This is a genomic window from Enterobacter sp. 118C5 (genome assembly GCF_034107645.1).
Taxonomy (GTDB): Bacteria; Pseudomonadota; Gammaproteobacteria; order Enterobacterales; family Enterobacteriaceae; genus Enterobacter; species Enterobacter nematophilus.
In genome coordinates this window covers 22,585-46,128 of sequence record NZ_JAWNEU010000007.1, presented here as the reverse complement: position 1 = coordinate 46,128, position 23,544 = coordinate 22,585, and the positions used below count along the sequence as shown (strand labels likewise).

At 58.0% G+C, this 23,544-nt stretch carries 21 protein-coding genes; 6 read left to right on the top strand and 15 right to left on the bottom strand.

What is annotated here, in order from left to right:
* Positions 1-5: 5 nt before the first annotated feature.
* Positions 6-998, bottom strand: a complete 993-nt coding sequence (locus tag UTO39_RS13820; protein ID WP_320727394.1) for a nickel/cobalt transporter — start codon at positions 996-998, stop codon at positions 6-8.
* Positions 989-1,627 carry a DUF1007 family protein gene (locus tag UTO39_RS13815; RefSeq protein ID WP_061097383.1) on the bottom strand — a complete coding sequence of 213 codons (639 nt, stop codon included), beginning with the start codon at positions 1,625-1,627 and terminating at the stop codon, positions 989-991. Before UTO39_RS13815 ends, UTO39_RS13820 begins: the two co-directional genes overlap by 10 nt.
* A 125-nt stretch (positions 1,628-1,752) precedes the next feature.
* On the opposite strand from UTO39_RS13815, the gene csiE reads away from it, so the two are divergent.
* Positions 1,753-3,030 carry a stationary phase inducible protein CsiE gene (gene csiE / locus UTO39_RS13810; protein ID WP_151414114.1) on the top strand — a complete coding sequence of 426 codons (1,278 nt, stop codon included), beginning with the start codon at positions 1,753-1,755 and terminating at the stop codon, positions 3,028-3,030.
* Here the strand turns inward: csiE and UTO39_RS13805 are convergent, their stop codons facing one another.
* The gene (locus UTO39_RS13805; RefSeq protein ID WP_320727393.1) at positions 3,031-4,170 is read right to left on the bottom strand and encodes a 3-phenylpropionate MFS transporter; all 1,140 of its coding nucleotides are present in this window, start codon (positions 4,168-4,170) and stop codon (positions 3,031-3,033) included.
* Positions 4,171-4,343: 173 nt separating this feature from the next.
* Between UTO39_RS13805 and UTO39_RS13800 the strand changes: the two genes are divergently transcribed.
* Positions 4,344-4,766, top strand: coding sequence for a DoxX family protein (locus UTO39_RS13800; RefSeq protein ID WP_061097381.1), 423 nt, complete (start codon positions 4,344-4,346; stop codon positions 4,764-4,766).
* 54 nt (positions 4,767-4,820) lie between these two features.
* Here the strand turns inward: UTO39_RS13800 and glyA are convergent, their stop codons facing one another.
* Positions 4,821-6,074, bottom strand: coding sequence for a serine hydroxymethyltransferase (gene glyA / locus UTO39_RS13795; RefSeq protein ID WP_061097380.1), 1,254 nt, complete (start codon positions 6,072-6,074; stop codon positions 4,821-4,823).
* Positions 6,075-6,378: 304 nt separating this feature from the next.
* Between glyA and hmpA the strand changes: the two genes are divergently transcribed.
* The gene (gene hmpA / locus UTO39_RS13790; protein WP_266179707.1) at positions 6,379-7,569 is read left to right on the top strand and encodes an NO-inducible flavohemoprotein; all 1,191 of its coding nucleotides are present in this window, start codon (positions 6,379-6,381) and stop codon (positions 7,567-7,569) included.
* A gap of 50 nt (positions 7,570-7,619) precedes the next feature.
* Here hmpA and glnB read toward each other — a convergent pair whose 3' ends face one another.
* The 5 genes from glnB to purL form a co-directional block, all read right to left on the bottom strand.
* Positions 7,620-7,958: a nitrogen regulatory protein P-II gene (gene glnB, locus UTO39_RS13785; RefSeq protein WP_003860685.1), complete on the bottom strand. Its 339-nt coding sequence runs from the start codon at positions 7,956-7,958 to the stop codon at positions 7,620-7,622.
* A 65-nt stretch (positions 7,959-8,023) separates the two neighbouring features.
* Complete coding sequence (gene glrR / locus UTO39_RS13780; protein ID WP_028014084.1) at positions 8,024-9,361, bottom strand: two-component system response regulator GlrR; 1,338 nt, start codon at positions 9,359-9,361, stop codon at positions 8,024-8,026.
* On the bottom strand, positions 9,348-10,085 hold the full coding sequence (qseG, locus tag UTO39_RS13775; protein WP_061097377.1) for a two-component system QseEF-associated lipoprotein QseG: 738 nt from the start codon (positions 10,083-10,085) through the stop codon (positions 9,348-9,350). Before qseG ends, glrR begins: the two co-directional genes overlap by 14 nt.
* A 4-nt stretch (positions 10,086-10,089) precedes the next feature.
* Positions 10,090-11,514 (bottom strand): two component system sensor histidine kinase QseE/GlrK, encoded by a 1,425-nt coding sequence (gene qseE / locus UTO39_RS13770; RefSeq protein WP_266179709.1) that lies wholly within the window; start codon positions 11,512-11,514, stop codon positions 10,090-10,092.
* A 532-nt stretch (positions 11,515-12,046) separates the two neighbouring features.
* Positions 12,047-15,934, bottom strand: coding sequence for a phosphoribosylformylglycinamidine synthase (purL, locus tag UTO39_RS13765; RefSeq protein ID WP_320727392.1), 3,888 nt, complete (start codon positions 15,932-15,934; stop codon positions 12,047-12,049).
* A gap of 267 nt (positions 15,935-16,201) precedes the next feature.
* Here purL and mltF point away from each other — a divergent pair, with 267 nt between their 5' ends.
* A complete protein-coding gene (mltF, locus tag UTO39_RS13760) occupies positions 16,202-17,752 on the top strand; it encodes a membrane-bound lytic murein transglycosylase MltF (protein WP_320727391.1) in 1,551 nt (516 codons plus the stop codon).
* On the opposite strand, the gene tadA is transcribed toward mltF, so the two are convergent.
* The 4 genes from tadA to murQ are packed head-to-tail and all read right to left on the bottom strand — an operon-like array spanning position 17,640 to position 21,109.
* On the bottom strand, positions 17,640-18,179 hold the full coding sequence (gene tadA / locus UTO39_RS13755) for a tRNA adenosine(34) deaminase TadA (RefSeq protein WP_320727390.1): 540 nt from the start codon (positions 18,177-18,179) through the stop codon (positions 17,640-17,642). The two genes, mltF and tadA, sit on opposite strands and share 113 nt — an antisense overlap.
* Before the next feature lie 24 nt (positions 18,180-18,203).
* Positions 18,204-18,839 (bottom strand): phosphatidylglycerophosphatase C, encoded by a 636-nt coding sequence (yfhb, locus tag UTO39_RS13750; RefSeq protein ID WP_320727389.1) that lies wholly within the window; start codon positions 18,837-18,839, stop codon positions 18,204-18,206.
* A gap of 3 nt (positions 18,840-18,842) precedes the next feature.
* Entirely contained in the window at positions 18,843-20,204 is a 1,362-nt protein-coding gene (locus UTO39_RS13745) for a PTS transporter subunit EIIC (protein ID WP_061097372.1), read from the bottom strand.
* 11 nt (positions 20,205-20,215) lie between these two features.
* Complete coding sequence (murQ, locus tag UTO39_RS13740; RefSeq protein ID WP_320727388.1) at positions 20,216-21,109, bottom strand: N-acetylmuramic acid 6-phosphate etherase; 894 nt, start codon at positions 21,107-21,109, stop codon at positions 20,216-20,218.
* A gap of 118 nt (positions 21,110-21,227) precedes the next feature.
* Between murQ and UTO39_RS13735 the strand changes: the two genes are divergently transcribed.
* Both UTO39_RS13735 and UTO39_RS13730 read left to right on the top strand, forming a co-directional pair.
* Positions 21,228-22,076: a MurR/RpiR family transcriptional regulator gene (locus UTO39_RS13735; protein ID WP_028014092.1), complete on the top strand. Its 849-nt coding sequence runs from the start codon at positions 21,228-21,230 to the stop codon at positions 22,074-22,076.
* Between the two features lie 46 nt (positions 22,077-22,122).
* On the top strand, positions 22,123-22,383 hold the full coding sequence (locus UTO39_RS13730) for a YfhL family 4Fe-4S dicluster ferredoxin (protein WP_320727387.1): 261 nt from the start codon (positions 22,123-22,125) through the stop codon (positions 22,381-22,383).
* On the opposite strand, the gene acpS is transcribed toward UTO39_RS13730, so the two are convergent.
* Together acpS and pdxJ are read right to left on the bottom strand one after the other, a co-directional pair.
* Complete coding sequence (acpS, locus tag UTO39_RS13725; RefSeq protein ID WP_028014094.1) at positions 22,380-22,760, bottom strand: holo-ACP synthase; 381 nt, start codon at positions 22,758-22,760, stop codon at positions 22,380-22,382. The genes UTO39_RS13730 and acpS overlap by 4 nt on opposite strands.
* On the bottom strand, positions 22,760-23,491 hold the full coding sequence (gene pdxJ, locus UTO39_RS13720; protein WP_041908673.1) for a pyridoxine 5'-phosphate synthase: 732 nt from the start codon (positions 23,489-23,491) through the stop codon (positions 22,760-22,762). Before pdxJ ends, acpS begins: the two co-directional genes overlap by 1 nt.
* Between the last annotated feature and the right edge of the window lie 53 nt (positions 23,492-23,544).

Here is a 23,544-nt window from a genome sequence, read left to right as displayed (position 1 = left end):
TCCCCTCACCCCAGCCCTCTCCCCAAAGGGGAGAGGGTGTTAAACGGCACCGTACTCATCCACATCGTCACCGCCGCCACCAGCAGAATCACTCCCCCCGCCAGCGCGAGCGTTGTCCATCCTACCTGCCGCCACAGTACCGGCGTTTTATTGCCGCTGAGTTTTACCGCCAGCTGACGGAAGCTGTGTACCAGCAGGGCTAAAGATGAAATGGTGAGGGACGTTCCCGCCGCCATCGCCAGCGCCGAAAGCATGCCCCAGCCGAACACGCCAATCACCTTACTGAACAGCAGCACCATGATTGCCCCCGAGCACGGGCGCATCCCCATCGAGAGAACGATCATCAGCCGCGCGCGCCAGTCGTCACCGCTCTGTAATTGTTCCTGCGTCGGCAGATGCTGATGCCCGCAGCCGCAATGTTCATCATGCACGTGGTGCGGCGTAAAGGTTTTGAATTTGGGCTTTTGCAGCAGCGCGCGCAGCTTTTTCAGCGCCCGCCAGCAGAGGATCAGCCCCAGCACGCCGACCAGCGCATAGCTGCCCTTCTCCAGCCAGAAGCTGCTCATGTGCAGCTGGCGCGCGGGAAGCTGTAATAGCGAAAGCACAACCACCACCAGCGCAATGGCCACGCCGCCCTGAAGCAGCGAAGAGGCCAGCGTCAGGCCAATGCTCGATTTCAGCTTCGACGGATGGGTCGCAAGCCAGGTGGTGATAACGATTTTACCGTGCCCCGGACCCAGCGCGTGCAGCACGCCGTAGATAAAGCTGAACGCCAGCAGGGAACCGCCCGCTTTGGTCGGGTTCTCCGCCACCGCCTTCAGCAGACCGCTCATCTGCTGGTTGACCTCACGCTGCCAGATGATGCTTTTCATCATCACCTGCGGCCAGGCCTGCCACAGCCAGAGCGAACCGCCGAAGGCTAACAGTAAAAAGAGCGCCAGCGGCCAGAGGTGCAGCCAGCGGCGCGGTTTTCGTACCGAAGAGGAGATCACTGACATTGTAACGTCACCTTCTGCGCAAACTGTTTACCCAGCTCCATGTCCTCAGGTGGGGCATCCTCTTTATCAAGAGAGACAGCAAAATTCAGCGTCTCTTCGCTGGGCTTTGGGGTGTGGACCGCAATTTTGCAGGTTTTTTGCAACGACGCCGGAAGCTGAACGTCGCGCTCTTCGGCATAGCTCATGTCTACGTAGTACGTTGGGTCAAAGGTGGAAAACGTATAGGTTTGTCCTGCCAGCGGCTGCGGGTGAGCCAGCGGGAGCACGAAAGTCAGCACCGCCTGATGCCCGTCGCGGGACATGCCGTATTCTGTCGGGCGATTGAGGAACTTCACCTTTTGTCCGTTATGCCAGAACTCGGTGAAGTAGTGCTGCCCGAGCACGTTGGCCATCACTTCCGCCGCCAGCTTTTTCCAGATTTCGTCGCCGGGCTTCGCGTTGCCCGCATCATAAAGCAGATCCGCCGAGGTGATTTCATCCATCGTCCAGCGCATTTTCAGGCCGCTCAGCTGTGTGCCGTCGGTAACCAGCTCGGTTTTCAGGCTGATAAAACTGTGAGGATGTGCGCTGGCGGTGAAGGTGATAACCGCCAAAAATACCGCCATCGCATTTTGTTTAACTGTCTGCATCAATTCCTCACGTCAAAAATTCTGTGATGTTCCCCAGCAATCCTGAGTGAAAGGCCTGCCGGCGCGCTTTTCAGCGCCCATCCTTTAGCTATTCTTATCAAACATTCACACTGGATACCCGACAGATGATGACGACGCTTGAAATTCCATCTGTGCTTTCCAGTTCGCAGCGCCGCTGCCAGGTGCTTTTAATGCTTTACCTGCCCGATGCTGCCGTCACCGCACAGAGCATAATCGCTGCCAACGGCGTGGACGACGTCATGGCACGGCAAGATATAGCCGAGACGCGCGATGAAATCCAGCGCTATCACCGGCTGGATATCGTCACGCACCACGACGGCAGCTACCGAATTGAAGGCACTGCCCTGAATCAGCGTTTATGTCTGCTGCACTGGCTGCGCAGGGCGCTCCGCCTTTGCCCGCAGTTTGTCTCGCACCAGTTTACCCCGGCCTTAAAAACCGCGCTTAAACAGCACGGCATCGCGCGGCCTCTTTACGACGATGCTAACCTGCGGGCGCTGATCGGCTTCTGCTCGCGCAAGCTGCAGCGTCAGTTTGAATGCCGGGACGTCCAGTTCTTACAGCTCTATTTACAATACTGCCTCATCCAGCACCACTTAGGGAATACGCCGCAGTTTTCCCACGCCCAGCGCAGCTGGACCCAGTCGCGGGGAGAGTATTTTACGGCGCAGGAAATAGTCCGTCACTGGAAGCGGCGCGTGCCGCAGGGCGCGCACGTGGACGAGCAGCTGTTTCTGGCGCTGCTGTTTATGATGCTCCGCACGCCCGATCCGGTGCTCGATAAGCACCAGCAGGATCAGCGTTTGCGCCGCGCCATCGTGCGCATGGTGGCCCGTTTTCGCTCCCAGACCGGGATGAACTTCAGCGACGAGCAGGGGCTAACCGATCAGCTGTATATCCATCTGGCTCAGGCGCTGGACCGCTCGCTGTTTGAGATTGGCATCGACAATAGCCTGCCCGAGGAAATTCACCGTCTCTATCCCCGGCTGCTGCGCACCACAAAAGAGGCACTCTTTGAGCTGGAGGCGGAGTTTGGCCTGCGTTTTTCCGATGAAGAGATGGCGCTGGTGGCGGTTATTTTCGGCGCCTGGCTGATGCAGGAGACCGATCTGCATGAAAAACAGGTGGTGCTGCTGACCGGGGAGGATAAATCCTGTGAGGAGGTGATTGAACAGCAGCTGCGCGAATTAACCCTGCTGCCGCTTAACATTCGCTATCTGACGCTGCAGGCGTTCCAGAAAGAGGGGGCACCGCGCGAAGCCGCGCTGGTTGTCACCCCCTATCCTACCGCGCTGCCGCTGTTCTCGCCGCCGCTGATCCACGCGGTTGAATCACTTAACGCGCAGCAGCGGGAACATATTCGCGCCATGCTGGAATCGTAGCTACGCCCGCGCGGCCACTTTAGGTCGAACAAACATCGCCGGGAGCGCCACCAGCGCCATGACCCAGAACACGCCGTGTCCCAGATGCTGGTAGAGGAAGCCCGCAAAGACCGTCATCACCGCAATGCTGCCGCCCATCGCCACCGCCGAGTAGACCGCCTGCAGACGTATCACGTCCCCGCCCTCGCGCGCCGCGATATAGCGCATCGCCGCCAGGTGGCACACGGTGAAGGTGCCGCAGTGAAGAATCTGCGCCACAATCAGCCACGGCAGTTCGGTCGTCCAGCCCATAATGCCCCAGCGCGCCACGCCGCAGAGGGCGGAAAGCAGCAGCAGGTCGCGCGCGCCGAAGCGGCGAAAGAGCTTTTTACTAAGCGCAAAGATGATCACTTCCGCAACCACGCCGAGCGACCACAGGTAACCGACCGCAGAGGCAGAGTAGCCCGCCCCCTGCCAGTAGATTGCGCTGAATCCATAATAGGCCGCATGCGCCCCCTGAAGCAGGCAGACGCACGCCAGAAAACGCCAGCTTTGGGCCACCAGGCTCCGCCAGGCGGGCCAGCCCGCGCTCTCCTGATGGCGACTCTCCCCTTGCGGCATCACCGACGGGCGCAGCAGCATTCCCAGCAGCATCGAGGCTATCCCGATACTGAGCAGAGCCAGAATCGCGCGGTAGTCGTAAAGGCTGACCAGTTTTCCCACCAGCGCCGAGCCGATCACGAAGGCAATCGAGCCCCACAGGCGCACGCGACCATAGTCCATGGTGATCTGCTTTTGCCAGGTGTTTGCCAGGGCATCCGTCAGGGGTACCAGCGGCGAGAAGAACAGGTTAAAACCGACCATCACCACCATCAGCCAGGCAAACTGGTGGCTGACCCAGAAGCAGGCCGCAAAGACCAGCGTCAGCAGCGCCAGAATACGCACCGCTTTAATCAGTAGAGAGGGATCGCTGACGCGGGGTGCAATCAACAGGCTACCGAGGAAACGTGCCACCAGCCCCGCGCCCAGCAGGATGCCGATGGTTTCTGGCGTCAAACCAATTCCCTTGAGCCAGACGCTCCAGAAAGGCAGAAAAATACCGTAGCTAAAGAAGTAGGTGAAGTAGCTGAGCGCCAGCCAGCGCGTAGAATGCAAGCCCATGAATCCCTCCCGAAATGGAGGCCATAGTCTGGCGAGAATAGAAAAATTAAGCAAGTAGATAGCCTGCTATAAATTAACCAAAAATTAACATGTTGCGCAGTCGTCTGGCTTATGGCGGGGAATGAAAATGTGTATTACGTTTAAATTACTCCACTTGCAGAGGTATTTCTGCCATGAACTCACTGCGTTATCTTGATTTTGGTCAGTCGCGTCACCTGCTGCTGTTGATTGGCCGCATCGCGCTTGTCGTACTGTTTATTATCTTTGGTTACCCGAAACTGACGGGATTTAGCGGCACCGTACAATATATGACCTCGCTGGGCACGCCGATGCCCATGCTGGCGGCCATTATTGCGGTGGTGATGGAAGTGCCTGCCGCCATCCTGATCGTACTGGGCTTTTTCACCCGTCCTCTCGCGGTTCTCTTTGTTTTCTACACGCTGGGCACGGCGATTATTGGTCACCACTACTGGGATATGAACGGTGATGCGGTGGTGCCGAATATGATTAACTTCTACAAGAACGTCAGTATTGCTGGCGCGTTTATTTTGCTGGCGATTGTGGGACCGGGGGCCATTTCCCTGGACCGGCGTTAAGCCATAAAAAAAGGCCGCAAGCGCGGCCTTTTTTGTTTCTGCAAAGCAGAGGAATTATGCGTATACCGGGAAGCGTGCGCAGATATCCAGAACTTTACCTTTGACGCGCTCGATCACCGCGTCGTCATTGATGTTGTCCAGAACGTCACACATCCAGCCAGCCAGCTCTTTCACTTCCGCTTCTTTGAAGCCGCGACGAGTCACGGCCGGAGAACCGATACGGATACCGGAGGTCACGAACGGGCTCTTCGGATCGTTTGGCACGCTGTTTTTGTTCACGGTGATGTTGGCGCGGCCGAGGGCAGCGTCAGCTTCTTTACCGGTCAGGTTCTTATCAACCAGATCCAGCAGGAACAGGTGGTTTTCAGTCCCGCCGGAGACCACTTTGTAGCCACGGTTCAGGAACACTTCCACCATCGCTTTGGCGTTCTTAGCAACCTGCTGCTGGTAAACCTTGAACTCTGGCTCCATCGCTTCTTTCAGCGCGACGGCTTTTGCGGCGATAACGTGCATCAGCGGGCCGCCCTGCGCGCTTGGGAACACGGCAGAATTCAGTTTCTTATACAGATCTTCGTCACCGCCTTTCGCCAGGATCAGGCCACCGCGTGGACCCGCCAGGGTTTTGTGGGTGGTGGTGGTCACAACGTGAGCGTGTGGAACCGGGTTCGGGTAAACGCCTGCGGCGATCAGGCCCGCAACGTGCGCCATATCGACGAACAGGTAAGCACCGATGCTGTCTGCGATTTCACGCATTTTTGCCCAGTCAACGATACCGGAGTAAGCAGAGAAGCCACCGATGATCATCTTCGGTTTGTGCTCTTTGGCCTGCTTAGCCATATCTTCGTAGTCAATTTTACCGGACTCATCAATACCGTAAGGAATGATGTTGTACAGTTTGCCGGAGAAGTTAACCGGGGAGCCGTGAGTCAGGTGGCCGCCCTGCGCCAGGTTCATGCCCAGAACGGTATCGCCCGGCTGCAGCAGCGCGGTGTAGACCGCGAAGTTAGCCTGAGAGCCGGAGTGCGGCTGCACGTTCGCGTAGTCAGCGCCAAAAAGTTCTTTCGCACGGTCAATCGCCAGCTGCTCAACGATATCAACGTACTCGCAACCGCCGTAGTAGCGCTTGCCCGGATAACCTTCAGCGTATTTGTTGGTCAGCTGAGAGCCCTGCGCCTGCATCACGCGCGGGCTGGTGTAGTTTTCGGAGGCGATCAGTTCGATGTGCTCTTCCTGACGTACTTTTTCCTGCTCCATAGCCTGCCACAGTTCGGCATCATAATCGGCAATGTTCATTTCACGCTTTAACATCCGCATCTCCTGACTCAGCTAACAAGTAAATTTTGGCCTGAAAAGGCAGTCCTGTTGGACGACGGGCAACAGTATAACTGAATAGTTCTGTGATAACAGGTCTTGACAAATGATTTTACGCAAACGTTTTCCTTCGCGCCACGCAAGGGTTTGAGGAATAAAGATCTCGCTATTTCCAGCGGATTTCTTTTCAGGTTTGTGATGCGTATTTTTCATCTTGCAAAGAACCATTTACAAAGCATGGGTATTTTTTATAAGATGCATTTAAAATACATTATTAAAGTGACATCAGAAGGAAGCTGCCATGCTCGACGCTCAAACCATCGCTACCGTTAAAGCCACCATTCCCCTGCTGGTGGAAACCGGTCCTAAACTTACCGCCCATTTCTACGATCGCATGTTCACGCACAACCCGGAGCTCAAAGAGATTTTCAACATGAGCAACCAGCGTAACGGCGATCAGCGTGAAGCGCTGTTCAACGCCATCGCGGCCTACGCCAGCAATATCGAAAACCTGGCGGCGTTGCTGCCCGCGGTGGAAAAAATCGCGCAGAAGCACACCAGCTTCCAGATCCAACCCGAGCAGTACAACATCGTCGGCACTCACCTGCTGGCGACGCTGGACGAAATGTTCAGCCCGGGACAGGAGGTGCTGGACGCCTGGGGTAAAGCCTACGGCGTGCTGGCAAACGTGTTTATCAATCGTGAAGCGCAGATCTACAGCGAAAACGCCGGTAAAACGGGTGGATGGGAAGGGACGCGCGCCTTCCGCATCGTCGAGAAAACGCCGCGCAGCGCCTTAATCACCAGCTTTGAGTTTGAGCCGGTAGACGGACAGCCGGTGGCCGATTACCAGCCGGGCCAGTATCTGGGCGTATGGCTGAAGCCTGAAGGCTTCCCGCACCAGGAGATCCGCCAGTACTCTTTGACCCGCAAACCAAACGGCAAAGGCTACCGCATTGCGGTGAAGCGCGAGGACGGCGGTCAGGTTTCCAGCTGGCTGCACAACGAAGCGAACGTGGGTGACGTCGTTCATCTGGCCGCGCCGGCGGGTGACTTCTTTATGGCCGTTGAAGCCAATACCCCGGTCACGCTGATCTCTGCGGGCGTCGGCCAAACGCCAATGCTGGCGATGCTGGACACGCTGGCGAAAACAAACCACGGCGCGCAGGTTAACTGGTTCCACGCCGCGGAGAACGGCGACGTGCACGCCTTTGCGGATGAAGTGAAAGCGCTGGGGGCGGATCTGCCCCGCTTCACCTCCCACACCTGGTATCGCCTGCCGACGGAGGCAGACCGCGCAGCCGCTCGCTTTGACAGCGAAGGTCTGATGAACTTAAGCCAGGTGGAAGGGGCGTTTAGCGCGCCGGAGATGCAGTTCTACGTCTGTGGACCGGTGGCGTTTATGCAGTATGCCGCGAAGCAGCTGGTTGAGCTGGGCGTGAATAAAGACAATATTCATTACGAATGTTTCGGGCCGCATAAGGTGCTGTAACGCAAAAAGCCCCTCGAACGAGGGGCTTTTTTTCGCCGGGTGGCGAATGGTTAAATCGCCGCGTCGTCTTCTTCGCCGGTACGGATACGGATCACGCGCGCCACGTCAAAGACGAAGATTTTCCCGTCGCCAATTTTGCCCGTCTGCGCCGTGCGGATAATGGTATCCACGCAGGTATCGACGATATCGTCGCTGACCACGATTTCAATTTTCACTTTCGGCAGAAAGTCGACCATGTACTCTGCGCCACGATAAAGCTCGGTGTGGCCCTTCTGACGACCAAAACCTTTCACTTCCGTCACGGTCATCCCGGTGATGCCCACTTCCGCCAGCGCTTCACGCACGTCATCCAGTTTGAAAGGTTTAATAATCGCATCAATCTTTTTCATGGTGGGTCCTTAAACTCTTGCCTGTAAGCTGCTTCGTAATCGGTTGCTCACAGTACCATACGGCACTACTCTTTAAAATCGTTTGCTTCCAGCTCGTGGCGTGAGAGCAGCTTATAGAACTCGGTGCGGTTGCGTCCGGCCATCCGCGCCGCGTGGGTCACGTTGCCTTTGGTTATCTGCAGCAGCTTGCGCAGATAGTTTAGTTCGAACTGGTTACGCGCTTCCGCAAACGTCGGCAAGGCCGTGTTCTCCCCTTCCAGCGCCTGCTCCACCAGCGCGTCGCTGATAACGGGCGAGGACGTCAGCGCCACGCACTGCTCAATCACGTTCACCAGCTGGCGCACGTTACCCGGCCAGCTGGCGGCCATCAGCCGTTTCATCGCATCCGTCGAAAAGGCGCGCACGAACGGCTTATGCCGATCTGCCGCCTGGCGCAGGAGGTGATTCGCCAGCAGCGGAATATCTTCCGCACGCTCCGCCAGCGCCGGGATCTTCAGATTCACCACGTTCAGGCGGTAGTAGAGATCTTCACGGAACTCGTTGCGGGCCATCACTTTTGGCAGGTCGCGGTGGGTGGCGGAGATGATTCGCACGTTAATATCAATATCACGGTTGCTGCCCAGCGGGCGCACTTTGCGCTCCTGAAGCACGCGCAGCAGTTTGACCTGCAGCGGCGCGGGCATGTCACCAATCTCGTCGAGGAACAGCGTGCCGCCTTCCGCGGCCTGGAACAGCCCTTCCCGGCTGCTGACCGCACCGGTGAATGCCCCGCGGGCGTGGCCAAACAGTTCAGATTCGAGCAGCTGTTCCGGAAGCGCGCCGCAGTTAATGGCGATAAAGGCGTTTTTGCTGCGCGGGCTGGCGTTGTGGATCGCCTGCGCCAGGATCTCTTTCCCGGTTCCGCTCTGGCCGTTAATCAGCACACTAACGTCGGACTGTGCAACCATTCGCGCCTGCTCAAGCAGACGCAGCATTATCGGGCTGCGGGTGACGATAGATTCACGCCATGCGTCGTCGCCGGAGGGCGCGGCGTGCTCCAGCGCGCTGTCGATGGCTTTGTAGAGCGCGTCTTTATCTACCGGCTTGGTGAGGAAGCTGAACACGCCCTGCTGGGTTGCGGCGACGGCATCCGGGATTGACCCGTGCGCCGTCAGGATAATTACCGGCATGCCCGGCTGCTGCTTCTGGATCTCCGCGAACAGCTGCATGCCGTCCATTTCGTCCATCCGCAGGTCGCTGATCACCAGGTCGATCTTCTCGCGGCTGAGGACTTTAAGCCCCTCCTGCCCGCTTTCCGCGGTCACCACGGTGTAGCCTTCACTCACCAGACGCATCCCCAGCAGCTTTAACAGGCCGGGATCGTCATCCACCAGTAAGAGATGGGCTGGTTTACGGCTCGTCATGCTTCACATCCTCTTGTTTCGGCATATCGCTGTCCGGTGCAGCAGATGAACTACCGGGCTGATATTTACGCGAAGAGAGCTGTCTTTCAATATCGGTCAGGTTTTCCAGCTTGCGCGTCGTGGTATCCAGCTGAGTACGTAAATGCTGTTGCTGTTGGCGCAGCGTATCAAGCTCGCTGTCGGTTGACTGTTGCAGCTTGCTGTAGCGGGAGCGCTCTTCTGACAGCTGCAGCTGTAACGTCTGCCCATCCCGCCAGAGCTGGTATACCGGGCGCACCTGTGCCGGAAGATTGATGACAAACGTGTCAAGACGGGTCACGTTAGCCCGACGCTCAACGGGGGTAATTTTCGCATCGCCAAGTAAAATCCCGCGCTTGAAAGCGTCCTGCCAGGTGTCTTCATCCAGCATTGCCGCCTTCGAGCGGGCGTCTACAGGCGCAAGCCGCTGGGCGCAATCTATTCCGCGCAGCCAGAACAGCGGATTATTTTCGACATCATGCCCTGAGAGGCTCCAGATATCGTCACAGCGGGTAGAGAGGAAATCCGCCAGCTGGTTATCGGGCCATTTATCTTCTTGTTTACCGCTTATCGCACTTTGCGGCGCATGGGAAACGCACCCCGCCAGAACTAAACAGGGCAGACTCAGGCGACCCGCTTTGCTGGAAAACACCGCGCGTATGGCGCGGAAAAAGACGTGTGACATACTCACCAGATATAGATTCATTTTATTAATTTTTCCGGCTCAGGGGCAGTTCAATACGGAAGCAAACATCTGAACGTTCGTCCGTGGCAATGTTTAGCTCACCCTGCATGCGTCGTATGCAGTCCCGGGCAATGCTTAAGCCCAGACCGCTTCCTTTTACCGCACCTTTCCGCTGATGACTCCCCTGGAAAAAGGGTTCGAAGATCATGGTTTTTTCGTCATCGGGGATGGGGGTGCCGGTGTTTGCGACGTCAATAAACACCCGGGAACCCTTCGTATAACTTCGGATATAAATGTTACCGGATTCAGTACCATAGTGCACCGCATTGGAGTAAAGATTATCCAGAACGCTCATTAATAGCATGGGTTCAGCGAGACAGGTCGGCGCAGTCAGCTCTACCCCGGTATGCATCATTTTAGCTCGTGCCGGCAAGCTATGGGCGGAGATCACCATATCCACCAGCGGCTCAATCTCGACGGTTTCCAGCACCACCGCCCCGTCAGCCAGCTTGCGGTTGTAATCCAGAAGCTGCTCAATCAGCTTTTGCAGGTTGCGGCTGCTGGCGTCCAGAATGTCGACAATCTCTTTCTGCTCCGGCGTAAGCGGCCCTGCCACTTCGTCCGCCAGCAGCTCCGTTCCTTCGCGCATGCTGGCCAGCGGGGTTTTCAGCTCATGGGAGATATGGCGCAGGAACTGATGACGCTGGGATTCCAGCCACGCCAGGCGCTCGGATAGCCAGATAATGCGCTGGCCGACGGAGCGCAGCTCGCGCGGGCCTTTAAAGGCAACCGTATCCCCGAGCGATTTCCCCTCCCCCAGGCGGTTGATCATGCGCTGAATACCCTTAACCGGGCCGATGATCATGCGGGTAAAGAGCAGCACCAGCCCGAGGCTCACCAGGAACAGCACCAGCGCCTGCCAGCCGAAGAACTGGCCGCGCTCGGCAATCTCCTGCTGTAGCTGCTGGCCGCGAGAGAAAATGACCGTGCGCGTTGACTGCACCATTTCGGTATTGGCGGCGGCGAATGCCTCAAGGCGCGCGGCGGCAGCCGCATCCGGGCCGCTGTTCTGGCACTGCAGCTGCGCGAGATCGTTCAGATCCTGACGTAACGCCTGATACAGCCTGTCGTCCGGCAGCACGCCCGCGTGGGCATCCAGCATTTCGCTGTAGCGCTTGCGCTGGCTCTGGTACACCTTCTCCAGCGTACGATCGTCGAGCACGCAGTACTGACGATAGCTACGCTCCATCTCCAGCGCGGCGTTGGTCATCGCTTCACTGCGTCTGGCGTCTATAAGCGTGGTGCGGTTCGTCAGTGCCGCCTGGGCACTCAGCGCGTTGAGGCTCTGCCACGCCTGCCAGGCGAGGATCAGCAGCGGCAGCAGGATCAGCAGAAAGGCCATCATCACGAGCTGTCGCAGGGAGCGGGGAAAAACGGGCCAGCGTTTCAACGCATTACTCTCTTCATGGGGGTTTACGGAGAGCGTAACTGAGTCTGCCCTTCAGATACAACAAAGCCGGGTAAAAACCCGGCTTTGTCATGGAATAAGGCGGTGCCTAACTCGACGTTTCGCCCTGGCCTGATAAAGCATCGCTATGATCAGTAGTTGGACGGCAGGCACCTTTTTGTGCGTCATTCGAAGTTTATGTAGCACGTCCCGAAGGGGCTGACATAAGAAGGTGAATGAGCCACTGGTTAATATTATGCAACACCCATGCCAGAATGCAAAACAAAATATTAACATACTGAAATTTATAACTTTTATTCGCTTAGCCTGTTCATTGTGCGCTGAATGATTTCCAGGCTAAGTGTCGCTATTAAGCAACACCTTAACGGGAACCCATACCAGCCTATATAAATCAATGATTTAAATGTCTCATTTTGGAGACACCTGCATATATTATTTGTCGCGATTTTGCGACAGATACAAAAAAGCCCGGTGGCGCTCGCGCTTACCGGGCCTACAGGTACTGCGCTAAAACTTAACCCAGCTGTTTACGCGCGTTGCGGAAGATACGCATCCACGGGCTGTCCTCGCCCCAGTTTTCCGGGTGCCAGGAGTTGCTCACGGTACGGAACACGCGTTCCGGGTGCGGCATCATGATGGTCGCACGACCGCTTTCGCTGGTCACCGCCGTAATACCGTTGACGGAGCCGTTCGGGTTCGCCGGATAGGTTTCCGTGACCTTGCCGAAGTTATCGACAAAGCGCAGCGCTACCAGGCCTTTGCTCTCAAGCTCCGCCAGATGCGCCGCATCGCGCACTTCCACCTGACCTTCACCGTGGGAAACGGCGATTGGCATCTGCGAGCCAACCATCCCCTGCAGCAGCAGAGACGGGCTCTGAGTCACTTCTACCAGGCTGAAGCGGGCTTCAAAGCGGTCGGACTGGTTACGCACAAAGCGCGGCCAGGCTTCGCTGCCAGGGATCAGCTCGCGCAGGTTAGACATCATCTGGCAGCCGTTGCACACGCCCAGCGCCAGGGTTTGCGGACGGTGGAAGAAGGTCTCGAACTCGTCGCGCACGCGGCTGTTGAACAGAATGGACTTCGCCCAGCCTTCACCCGCGCCCAGCACGTCGCCGTAGGAGAAACCGCCGCACGCTACCAGCGCATGGAAATCTTCCAGACCGGTACGCCCGGCCAGCAGGTCGCTCATGTGGACGTCGATGGCGTCAAAGCCCGCACGGTGGAAGGCAGCCGCCATCTCAACGTGGGAGTTAACGCCCTGCTCGCGCAGCACCGCCACTTTCGGACGTGCGCCGATGGCAATGTACGGCGCGGCAATGTCTTCGTTGATGTCGAAGGAGAGCTTCACGTTCAGGCCTGGATCGTTGTCGTTAGCCTTCGCATTGTGCTCCTGATCGGCGCAGTCCGGGTTATCACGCAGGCGCTGCATCTGCCAGGTGGTTTCTGCCCACCACATGCGCAGCGTGGTGCGGCTTTCGCTGAACACGGCGTGACCGTCTGCTTCAATGACGAAGCGGTCGCCCTGAACGGCTTTACCCAGATAGTGCACGCAGTCTGCCAGACCGTGCTTCGCCAGAATCGCTTCCACCGCCTCGCGGTCTGCCGCGCGAACCTGAATCACCGCGCCCAGCTCTTCGTTAAACAGCGCCGCCAGGCGGTCTTCGCCCAGAGAAGCAATGTTCGCTTCCACGCCGCAGTGGCCGGTGAAGGCCATCTCTGCCAGGGTCACCAGCAGGCCGCCGTCGGAGCGGTCGTGGTAGGCCAGCAGCTTGCGCTGCGCCACCAGAGTCTGAATCGCATCGTAAAAGCCTTTCAGCTGCGCCACGTCTCGCACGTCGGCTGGCTTGTCGCCGAGCTGACGGTAAACCTGCGCCAGCGCGGTGGCACCCAGCGCGTTGTGACCTTTACCCAGGTCAATCAGCAGCAGGGCGTTGTCTTCGGTCACCAGCTGCGGCGTAACGGTGTGGCGCACGTCTTCCACGCGGGCAAACGCGGTGATCACCAGCGACAGCGGAGAGGTCATCTCGCGCTGCTCGTTACCTTCCTGCCAGCGGGTTTTCATCGACATGGAGTCTTTACCCACCGGAATGGTCAGGCCGAGGGCTGGACACAGCTCCTCACCCACCGCTTTCACGGCTTCATACAGGCCCGCGTCTTCGCCTGGGTGACCGGCAGCGGCCATCCAGTTTGCAGAAAGCTTGATACGTTTGATGTCGCCAATCTGCGTCGCCGCGATATTGGTCAGCGCTTCACCCACAGCCAGACGGGCAGAGGCGGCGAAGTCCAGCAGCGCCACCGGGGTGCGTTCGCCCAGGGCCATCGCTTCGCCGTAGTAGCTGTCGAGGCTCGCGGTGGTCACGGCGCAGTTCGCCACCGGGATCTGCCACGGGCCGACCATCTGGTCGCGGGATACCATACCGGTCACGGTACGGTCGCCAATGGTCACCAGGAAGGTTTTCTCTGCCACAGCAGGCAGGTGCAGCACGCGGTTGACCGCTTCCGCCACGGTAATGCCCTGGCGCTCCAGCGCTTTGCCCGCCGCTTTACGGGTCTGCACGTCGCGGGTCATCTTCGGCGTTTTACCGAGCAGCACGTCCAGCGGCAGATCGATCGGCTGGTTGTCAAAATGGGTGTCACTCAGGCTCAGATGCTGCTCTTCGGTTGCTTCACCGATAACGGCATACGGCGCGCGCTCGCGGCGGCACAGCTCGTCAAACAGCGGCAGCTGGTCGGCAGCCACAGCCAGCACGTAGCGCTCCTGGGATTCGTTACACCAGATTTCCAGCGGGCTCATGCCCGGCTCATCGCTGAGGATGTCGCGCAGGTTGAAGCGTCCACCGCGGCCGCCGTCGCTCACCAGTTCCGGCATGGCGTTGGACAGACCGCCCGCGCCCACGTCGTGGATGAACAGGATCGGGTTGGCATCGCCCAGCTGCCAGCAGCGGTCGATGACTTCCTGGCAGCGACGCTCCATTTCAGGGTTGTCGCGCTGCACGGAGGCAAAATCGAGATCCGCGTCAGACTGGCCGGAGGCCATAGAGGAGGCCGCACCGCCGCCCAGGCCGATGTTCATGGCCGGACCGCCCAGCACGATCAGCTTCGCGCCGACGACGATCTCGCCTTTCTGCACGTGATCGGCACGGATGTTGCCGATCCCGCCTGCCAGCATGATCGGTTTGTGGTAGCCGCGCAGCTCTTCACCGTTGTGGCTGTCCACCTTCTCTTCGTAGGTACGGAAGTAACCGTTCAGCGCCGGACGACCAAATTCGTTGTTGAACGCCGCGCCGCCCAGCGGGCCTTCGGTCATGATATCCAGGGCGGTTACAATGCGCTCCGGCTTGCCGAAATCTTCTTCCCACGGCTGTTCAAAGCCAGGAATGCGCAGGTTAGAGACGGAGAAACCGACCAGACCCGCTTTTGGTTTCGCCCCACGACCGGTCGCACCTTCGTCACGGATTTCACCGCCGGAGCCGGTCGCCGCACCCGGCCACGGAGAAATGGCCGTCGGGTGGTTGTGGGTTTCCACTTTCATCAGGATATGCGCAGGCTCCTGATGGAAGTCATAGCGCCCTGCTTCGCGATCGGCGAAGAAGCGGCCCACCTCAGAACCTTCCATCACCGCGGCGTTGTCTTTATAGGCAGACAGCACGTGGTCAGGGGTTTGTTCCATGGTGTTTTTAATCATTTTGAACAGCGACTTCGGCTGCTGTTCGCCGTCGATAATCCAGTCGGCGTTGAAAATCTTATGGCGGCAGTGCTCAGAGTTGGCCTGCGCGAACATGTAGAGTTCGATGTCGTTCGGGTTGCGGTTGAGCTTAACGAACGCGTCCTGCAGATAGTCAATTTCGTCTTCTGCCAGCGCCAGGCCGAGACGCAGGTTGGCGTCAATCAGCGCCTGACGGCCCTGCCCCAGCAGGTCCACGCTCTGTACCGGCGCAGGCTGATGGTGGGAGAAAAGCTTCTGTGCGTCGTCAAGAGAGGCAAACACGCTCTCCATCATGCGGTCGTGCAATTCAGCCGCAACCGCCTGCCACTGCGCGTCGCTCAGGGTAGAGGCTTCGACGTAGTACGCTACGCCGCGCTCCAGACGGTTAATCTGGCTCAGGCCGCAGTTGTGAGCAATATCGGTGGCTTTGGAAGACCAGGGGGAGATGGTGCCCGGACGCGGCGTCGCAAGGATCAGTTTGCCGGTTGGCGTATGGCTGCTCAGATTTGGGCCATACTTGAGCAGGCGTTCCAGCTGTACGCGCTCCTCTGCATTCAGGGGGGCATTCAGGTCAGCAAAATGGACATACTCAGCGTAAATATTGCTTACCGGAAGGTCGGCCGCCTGAAAACGTGCCAGCAGTTTGGTAATACGGAAGGCAGACAGTGCAGGCGAACCACGCAGAATTTCCATCATAAGTCTCTCGTCTTCGAAGCGCCGGGGCGCTTACAGTGTGCGCAAGGGGGGAAAACGGGCGTCATTATAGAGAATCCTGAGCGCCGACGAAACCGTTTGCGTCGAAATAAAATCGACTTCAGCGTTTAACAATAGATGTGACCTGTCTCTCTAATTGGTTGCCAAGTGGCGCAAGTTTACGCAAAATGCCGCTCATTCAATGGCAAACCTTATTATTAACATGGCTACAGCAGACTGAGGCAACCGGCGTCGCAGAGAATTAACTAATTGAAAAAATTAAAGATTAATTATCTGCTCATCGGCATTGTAACGTTGCTGCTGGCAGTGGCCCTCTGGCCTTCCATCCCCTGGTTCGGCAAAGCCGAAAACCGTATCGCCGCCATTCAGGAGCGGGGGGAACTGCGCGTCAGTACCCTTAACTCTCCGCTGATTTACAGCGACATCAACGGCAAAATTATTGGTCTGGATTATGAGCTGGCGCAGCAGTTCGCCGATTATCTGGGCGTGAAGCTTAAAATTACCGTTCGCCAGAACATTAACCAGCTGTTTGACGACCTGGACAACAACAACGCCGATATCCTCGCTGCCGGGCTGGTGTACAACAGCGAGCGCAGCAAGAACTACCAGCCGGGCCCGACCTACTATTCCGTTTCCCAGCAGCTGGTCTATCGCGTCGGAAGCCTGCGCCCGCGTACGCTTGCCTCAATCAACGCGCAACAGCTGACGATTGCTCCCGGCCATGTGGTGATTGACGACCTGCGTGAGCTGAAAGAGAAAAAATACCCGGATCTGAGCTGGACGGTTGACCCTAAACTCGGCACGACGGAGCTGCTGGAGCAGGTCAAAGATCGGAAACTGCCCTACACCATCGCCGATTCGGTGGCGATTAGCCTGTTCCAGCGGGTGCATCCTGAAATCGCCGTGGCGCTGGACGTGACGGACGAACAGCCGGTGACCTGGTTTACCCATCTGGATGACGACCAGACCCTCTCGGCGGCCATGCTGGATTTCTATAACACCATCAATGAAGACGGCACGCTGGCGCGCCTTGAGGAGAAGTACCTCGGCCACGGGGATGACTTTGACTACGTTGACACCCGCAGCTTCCTGCGCGCGGTAGACAGCGTCCTGCCTGACCTGCAGCCGCTATTTGAAAAATACGCCCAGGAGATTGACTGGAAACTGCTGGCGGCGATCTCATATCAGGAATCCCACTGGGACACCCAGGCCACCTCCCCTACGGGCGTACGCGGACTGATGATGTTAACCAAAAATACCGCGCTGAGCCTGGGCGTGAACGACCGTACCGATGCGGAACAGAGCATCAGCGGCGGGGCGCGCTATCTGCAGGATATGATGGCTAAAGTGCCGGAAACGGTGCCGGAAGAAGAGCGGATCTGGTTTGCGCTGGCGGCCTACAACATGGGCTACGCGCATATGCTTGACGCGCGGGCTCTGACGGCGAAAACGAAGGGGAACCCGGACAGCTGGTCAGACGTAAAACAGCGCCTGCCGCTGCTGAGCCAGAAGCCATGGTACAACAAGCTGACGTACGGCTACGCGCGCGGACATGAAGCCTACGCCTACGTGGAAAATATCCGTAAATATCAGATTAGCCTGGTCGGCTATCTGCTGGAGAAAGAGAAAGAGGCAACAGAGGCAAAACAGCTGGCGGAAAGTTATCCGGTTGTTGCGCCGGACGAGCTTAATCATCCGACAACTTCAATTCTGCCTTTTGTTGCTTTTTCTGCTGACGGCGCATTCGAAAGAAATCGCTTAATAGCCCCGAACACTCTGGTGCAAGTACCCCACCGATAGTCTGCACCTGATGATTCATCCCAGGATGACCCAGTACGTCCATCAGTGAACCGGCGGCCCCGGTTTTTTCATCCCGCGCGCCAAACACCAGGGTACCGATTCGGCTGTGCACCATCGCACCGGAGCACATCACGCACGGCTCCAGCGTCACGTACAGGGTGGTATCGAGCAGGCGATAGTTTTGCAGCACCAGTCCGCCCTGACGAAGCGCCATAATTTCGGCGTGCGCGGTAGGATCGTGGCGGCCAATAGGACGGTTCCACCCTTCCCCAATCACCTGGTTGTTATGAACCAGTACCGCGCCCACGGGCACCTCGCCCTCGTCCCAGGCACGTTGAGCCAGCGCCAGCGCGTGGCGCATCCAGTATTCATGATTGTGTGCTGAGGTGGACAAAGGTTGATACTCCAGTCGAAAAGCGGGCGGCATTATACACACCCCTTATAGATAAGACTATTCGAGTTGCTGAAGTTCACCGAGGGGAGTAACGCGCCAGCGGTGCTGGCAAAAATAGAGCAGCGGGTTGTCCTGCTTGCTGTCGCTGTAGCCGCTGTACAGGCGCAGCGGCGTGCCGATACGTTTTTCCAGCTGGACCACTTTTTCATGCCCCAGGCAGCGCATCGTCAGAACCCAGCCGCCGTAGCCGCGGGAAATTTGCGTGGCGATAAGATTCACGCGCGGCAGCCAGGGCGTATCAAAATAGACCTGCTCCACCAGCGTCTCCGGGGAGCCGGTAATCAGCCAGATGTCGGCATCGTTGGCGTCGAGATAGCTGGTCAGGCGCGCCTGCACCACGGGAAACGCGGCAACGTGGCCGCGGAACCAGAGAGCAAACTCCTGTTCGAGCTGTTTGAGCCGCGCTTCGCTGTGGCCGAACGTGCATCCCCAGAGCAGCAGGCTCATCGGCCAGCGCGCCGCCCGGCCTTTTACCAGCAGCGCGATGCCAATCACGGGTAAGAGCGGTAAGACGAGCAGCGCGTTCAGAGGCTGGCGCCGCAGCAGGTAGCGCATAAACGTACCGAACATATCCTGCTGATGCAGCGTTCCATCCAGATCGAAAAAGACAACGCGACGCTCGTGATTGGCCAAACCTTACTCCTCTGGGTCGTTGAATCCTAACAGCCAGGTAAACAGGAACCCGGCGATCACCGCTACTAAATAGCCTAACAGATAGAGCATGACTTTTCCGGTCACGATGGTTAACGCCAGCGGTAAACCGGAGAGACCGAAAGTGATAACGGTGGCGACTTTCCAGTAGCTAATAAGCGCCCCGCCTACCGCGCCCCCCAAACAGGCCGCAAGAAACGGTTTACCCAGCGGCAGCGTGACGCCGAAGATCAGCGGCTCGCCGATGCCGAGCAGCCCGACCGGCAGCGCCCCTTTAATCACCTTTTTCAGGCGCGCGTTGCGGGTTTTCATCAGAACGGCAATCGCTGCCCCCACCTGCCCGACGCCCGCCATTGAGAGAATAGGCAGCAGCGCGTTATAACCGTGCGCCTGCACCAGCTCAACGTGAATCGGCACCAGCCCCTGATGAAGGCCGGTCAGCACCAGCGGCAGGAATGTACCTGACAGCACCGCCCCCACCAGCAGGCCGCCGCGGTCGATTGCCAGAGACGCGCCGTGAGCGATGGCGTCAGAGATCCACCCGCCCAGCGGCTGAAGGACCACAATCGCGACGCTACCGGTAATTAACGTGGTCAGCAGCGGGTTGAGGATAAGCTCTATCGAGCCTGGCAGAACCGCACGTAGCTTTTTCTCGATCCAGCACATCAGGATAACCACCAGCAGCACGGCAATCACCCCGCCGCGACCCGGCTGGAGCGCCTCGCCAAACAGCGTGATTTGCGCCAGCTGCGGGCTGGACAAGATCCCTGCCATTACGCCGCCCATGGCCAGCGAGCCGCCAAACACCTTCGCGGTATTGACCCCGACCAGGATGTTCATGATGGCAAACACCGCGCTGCCGAAGATTGCGAGAATGCCCAGCAGGTTCGGATACTGCGTGGCAAAATCCCCGACGATATCCGGCCGCTTGAGGATATTGATGATCCCGGTGATCAAGCCGGAGGCTATGAACGCCGGGATCAGCGGGATAAAGACGTTTGCCAGCTGTCGCAGCGCGTCGCTCATGGGAGCTTTGTATTTGGCTTTCGCCTGCGCTTTGGTGCGTTCAGCGTCGTCGACCGTCACGCTCGCCCCGCCGACCATCAGCGCGCGCATGGCGTCGACAACCTGCGCCGCCTTGCCCGGCCCGACGATCAGCTGGTGCTGCTGCCCCTGTTTCACGTAGCCGCTGACGCCGGATAGCTTCTTCAGACCCGGCACGTCAAGCCGATCGTCGTTATGCACCTCGACGCGCACGCGCGTCATGCAGTTTTCCAGACGCTGAATATTTTTCTCCCCGCCGATCCCCTGCAGGATATCGCTGGCGAGCGCTGCTGTTTTGTCCATAAACGCCTCTGCTAGTTTTCTAATGCCGCCCGTAAGAAGCCGTTGTGCGCATCAAGTCTGGCTCGCGCAGCCGCCGCGTCCAGCCCGCTTAAGATCATCAGGATGGCCGGTTTAACGTCATAGTCGGTCTGCTTGAGCACCGCTTCTGCCTCTTCACGGCCAGCGCCTGTCGCCTCCATCACCATGCGGCAGGCTCTGTCCACCAGCTTGACGTTGGTGGCCTGCATATCGACCATCAGGTTCTGGTAGACCTTGCCGAACTTCACCATCGCGCCGGTGGAGATCATATTGAGCACCAGCTTTTGCGCGGTCCCGGATTTCAGGCGCGTGGAGCCGGTGAGCGCTTCCGGCCCAACGACGGGAGAGATGGCGATAGTGGCGACCTGCGCAATCGGCGAGCCGGGGTTGCAGGAGATGGCGACCGTCGTGCAGCCGGTCCGGTTGGCGTATTCCAGGCCGCCAATGACGTACGGCGTGCGCCCGGATGCCGCAAGGCCAACCACCAGATCGTTTGCCGTCAGGTTCAGATCCTTCAGGTCATCCTCACCCAGCTGTTTGTTGTCTTCTGCCCCTTCAACGGCCTTCAGCAGCGCGCCGGGACCACCAGCAATCAGGCCAACCACCAGGCCGTGCGGAACGCCAAAGGTGGGCGGACATTCCGAGGCATCCAGCACCCCGAGACGCCCGCTGGTGCCGGCCCCCATATAGATAATGCGACCACCGGCCTTAAGAGCCTCCGCCGCCGCATCGACCGCTTTCGCCACCTCTGGCAATGTCTCTTTCACTGCCTGCGCGACCAGCGTATCCTGTTGATTAAAGCGGTTAACCAGCTCCAGGGTGGAGAGCGCATCCAGATCCATGGTTTGCGGGTTACGCGTTTCAGAAACAAGTGAGCCAAGATTCATCTTTTGTACCTCAAGAATTTTTAATTCATAATAATCACACTATAATGGAATATAAAATTCATTCAGGCGAGCAGAATTCGTTTTTGCGCAGACAATCACATTTCCGCCGGGAGTACTTATGAACTGTTTAATTCGCATTCGCCAGCGCTACGCCGGCTTTGCTCAAAGCGACAAAAAGCTGGCGGATTTTCTGCTTTCTCAGCCCGATCGCGCCCGCCACCTCAGCTCACAGCAGCTGGCAAGCGAAGCAGGAGTGAGCCAGTCAAGCGTGGTGAAATTTGCCCAGAAGATCGGGTTTAAGGGTTTTCCCGCTCTTAAGCTGGCAATCAGCGAAGCGCTGGTGAGTAACCCGAACCCGCAGTCCATGCCTGTGCATAACCAGATCCGCGGCGATGACCCGATGCGTCTGGTTGGGGAAAAGCTGATCAAGGAGAACGTGGCGGCAATGCACGCCACGCTGGACGTGAATACCGAAGAGAAATTACTGGAAAGCGTGGCGATGCTGCGGGCGGCGCGGCGTATTATTTTGACCGGTATTGGCGCGTCCGGTCTGGTGGCGCGTAATTTTGGCTGGAAGCTGACTAAAATCGGTTTTAACGCCATCGTCGAGCAGGATATGCACGCCCTGCTGGCGACCGTGCAGGCGATGGATCCTGACGATCTGCTGCTGGCGATCTCCTACTCCGGCGAGCGCCGCGAGATCAACATGGCGACCGACGAAGCCCTGCGCGTCGGCGGCAAAATTCTGGCGATCACCGGCTTTACGCCAAATGCGCTGCAGCAGCGGGCAACGCGCTGTTTGTATACCATTGCCGAAGAGCAGGCCACGCGCAGCGCGGCAATTTCGTCCACCAGCGCACAAATGATGCTGACGGATCTGCTGTTTATGGCGCTGGTACAGCAGGATCTGGAGCGCGCGCCCGAGCGCATTCGTCACAGCGAAGAACTGGTAAAGAAACTGGTTTGACGCGTATAATGCCCGCCCAGTTTGTGTTGTTTCTGAGAATTTCCTGATGGCGCTGTTAATTACCAAAAAATGCATCAATTGCGATATGTGCGAACCCGAATGCCCTAACCAGGCGATTTCGATGGGCGACAGCATTTACGAGATTAACAGCGACCGCTGCACCGAGTGCATCGGCCACTATGAGACGCCGACCTGCCAGAAGGTGTGCCCAATCCCTAATACTATCCTGAAGGATCCGGCACACGTCGAGAGTGAGGAGCAGCTGTGGGATAAATTTGTCCTGATGCACCACGCGGACAAAATTTAGCTTTCGATAATCACCGTCGCGCTGGCATAGTGGCGTTCATCTGCAATCGTCACGTGCATATGATTCACCCCCAGCTTCTCCGCCAGCTTTTGCGCTTCACCCCACAAACGCAGGCGCGGTTTGCCCAGCTCATCGTTAAACACTTCGAACTGGTTAAATGCCAGGCCGTTACGAATGCCGGTCCCAAAGGCTTTGGCTGCCGCCTCTTTTACCGCAAAGCGCTTTGCCAGAAAACGCACCGGCTGCTGGTGCGCTTCCCAGATGGCCCATTCGTTATCGCTCAGCACGCGTCTTGCGAGGCGATCGCCGCTCCGGGCGATCACCGCTTCAATGCGGGCTATTTCGACGATATCGGTGCCTAAGCCCAGAATGGCCATTACTGACGCGCTTCCAGCATCAGGCGCTTCATCTCTGAAACCGCCTCTTTCAGGCCGCTCATCACCGCGCGGCCAATAATGGCGTGGCCGATGTTCAGCTCGTGCATTTCCGGCAGGGCGGCAATGGCCTTCACGTTGTGGTAGGTCAGGCCGTGACCGGCGTTAACCTTCAGTCCCAGGCTCGCGGCGTAGGTGGCCGCTTTGGCGATACGCTCCAGCTCTTTGGCCTGCTCGGCATCGTTTTTGGCATCGGCATAGCAGCCGGTGTGAATTTCAATATAGGGCGCGCCCACGTCTGCTGCCGCTTTAATCTGCGCGAAATCGGCGTCGATAAACAGAGAAACCAGGATACCGGCATCCGCCAGGCGCTTGCAGGCATCGCGCATTTTGTCCTGCTGCCCCGCCACGTCCAGCCCGCCTTCGGTGGTCACTTCCTGGCGCTTTTCCGGCACCAGGCAGCAGAAGTGCGGTTTGGTTTCGCAGGCAATGGTCAGCATCTCTTCGGTGACCGCCATCTCCAGGTTCATGCGGGTGTCCAGCGTCTGACGAAGAATGCGCACGTCGCGGTCGGTAATGTGGCGGCGATCTTCACGCAGGTGAACGGTAATGCCGTCGGCACCAGCCTGCTCGGCGATAAACGCTGCCTGAACCGGATCGGGATACGCCGTGCCGCGTGCATTACGCAGCGTGGCGATGTGATCGATGTTGACGCCTAACAGTAATTCAGCCATGACAATCCTCGGTATTTTGGTTCATTTACCTTCTCCCTCTCCCTCCGGGAGAG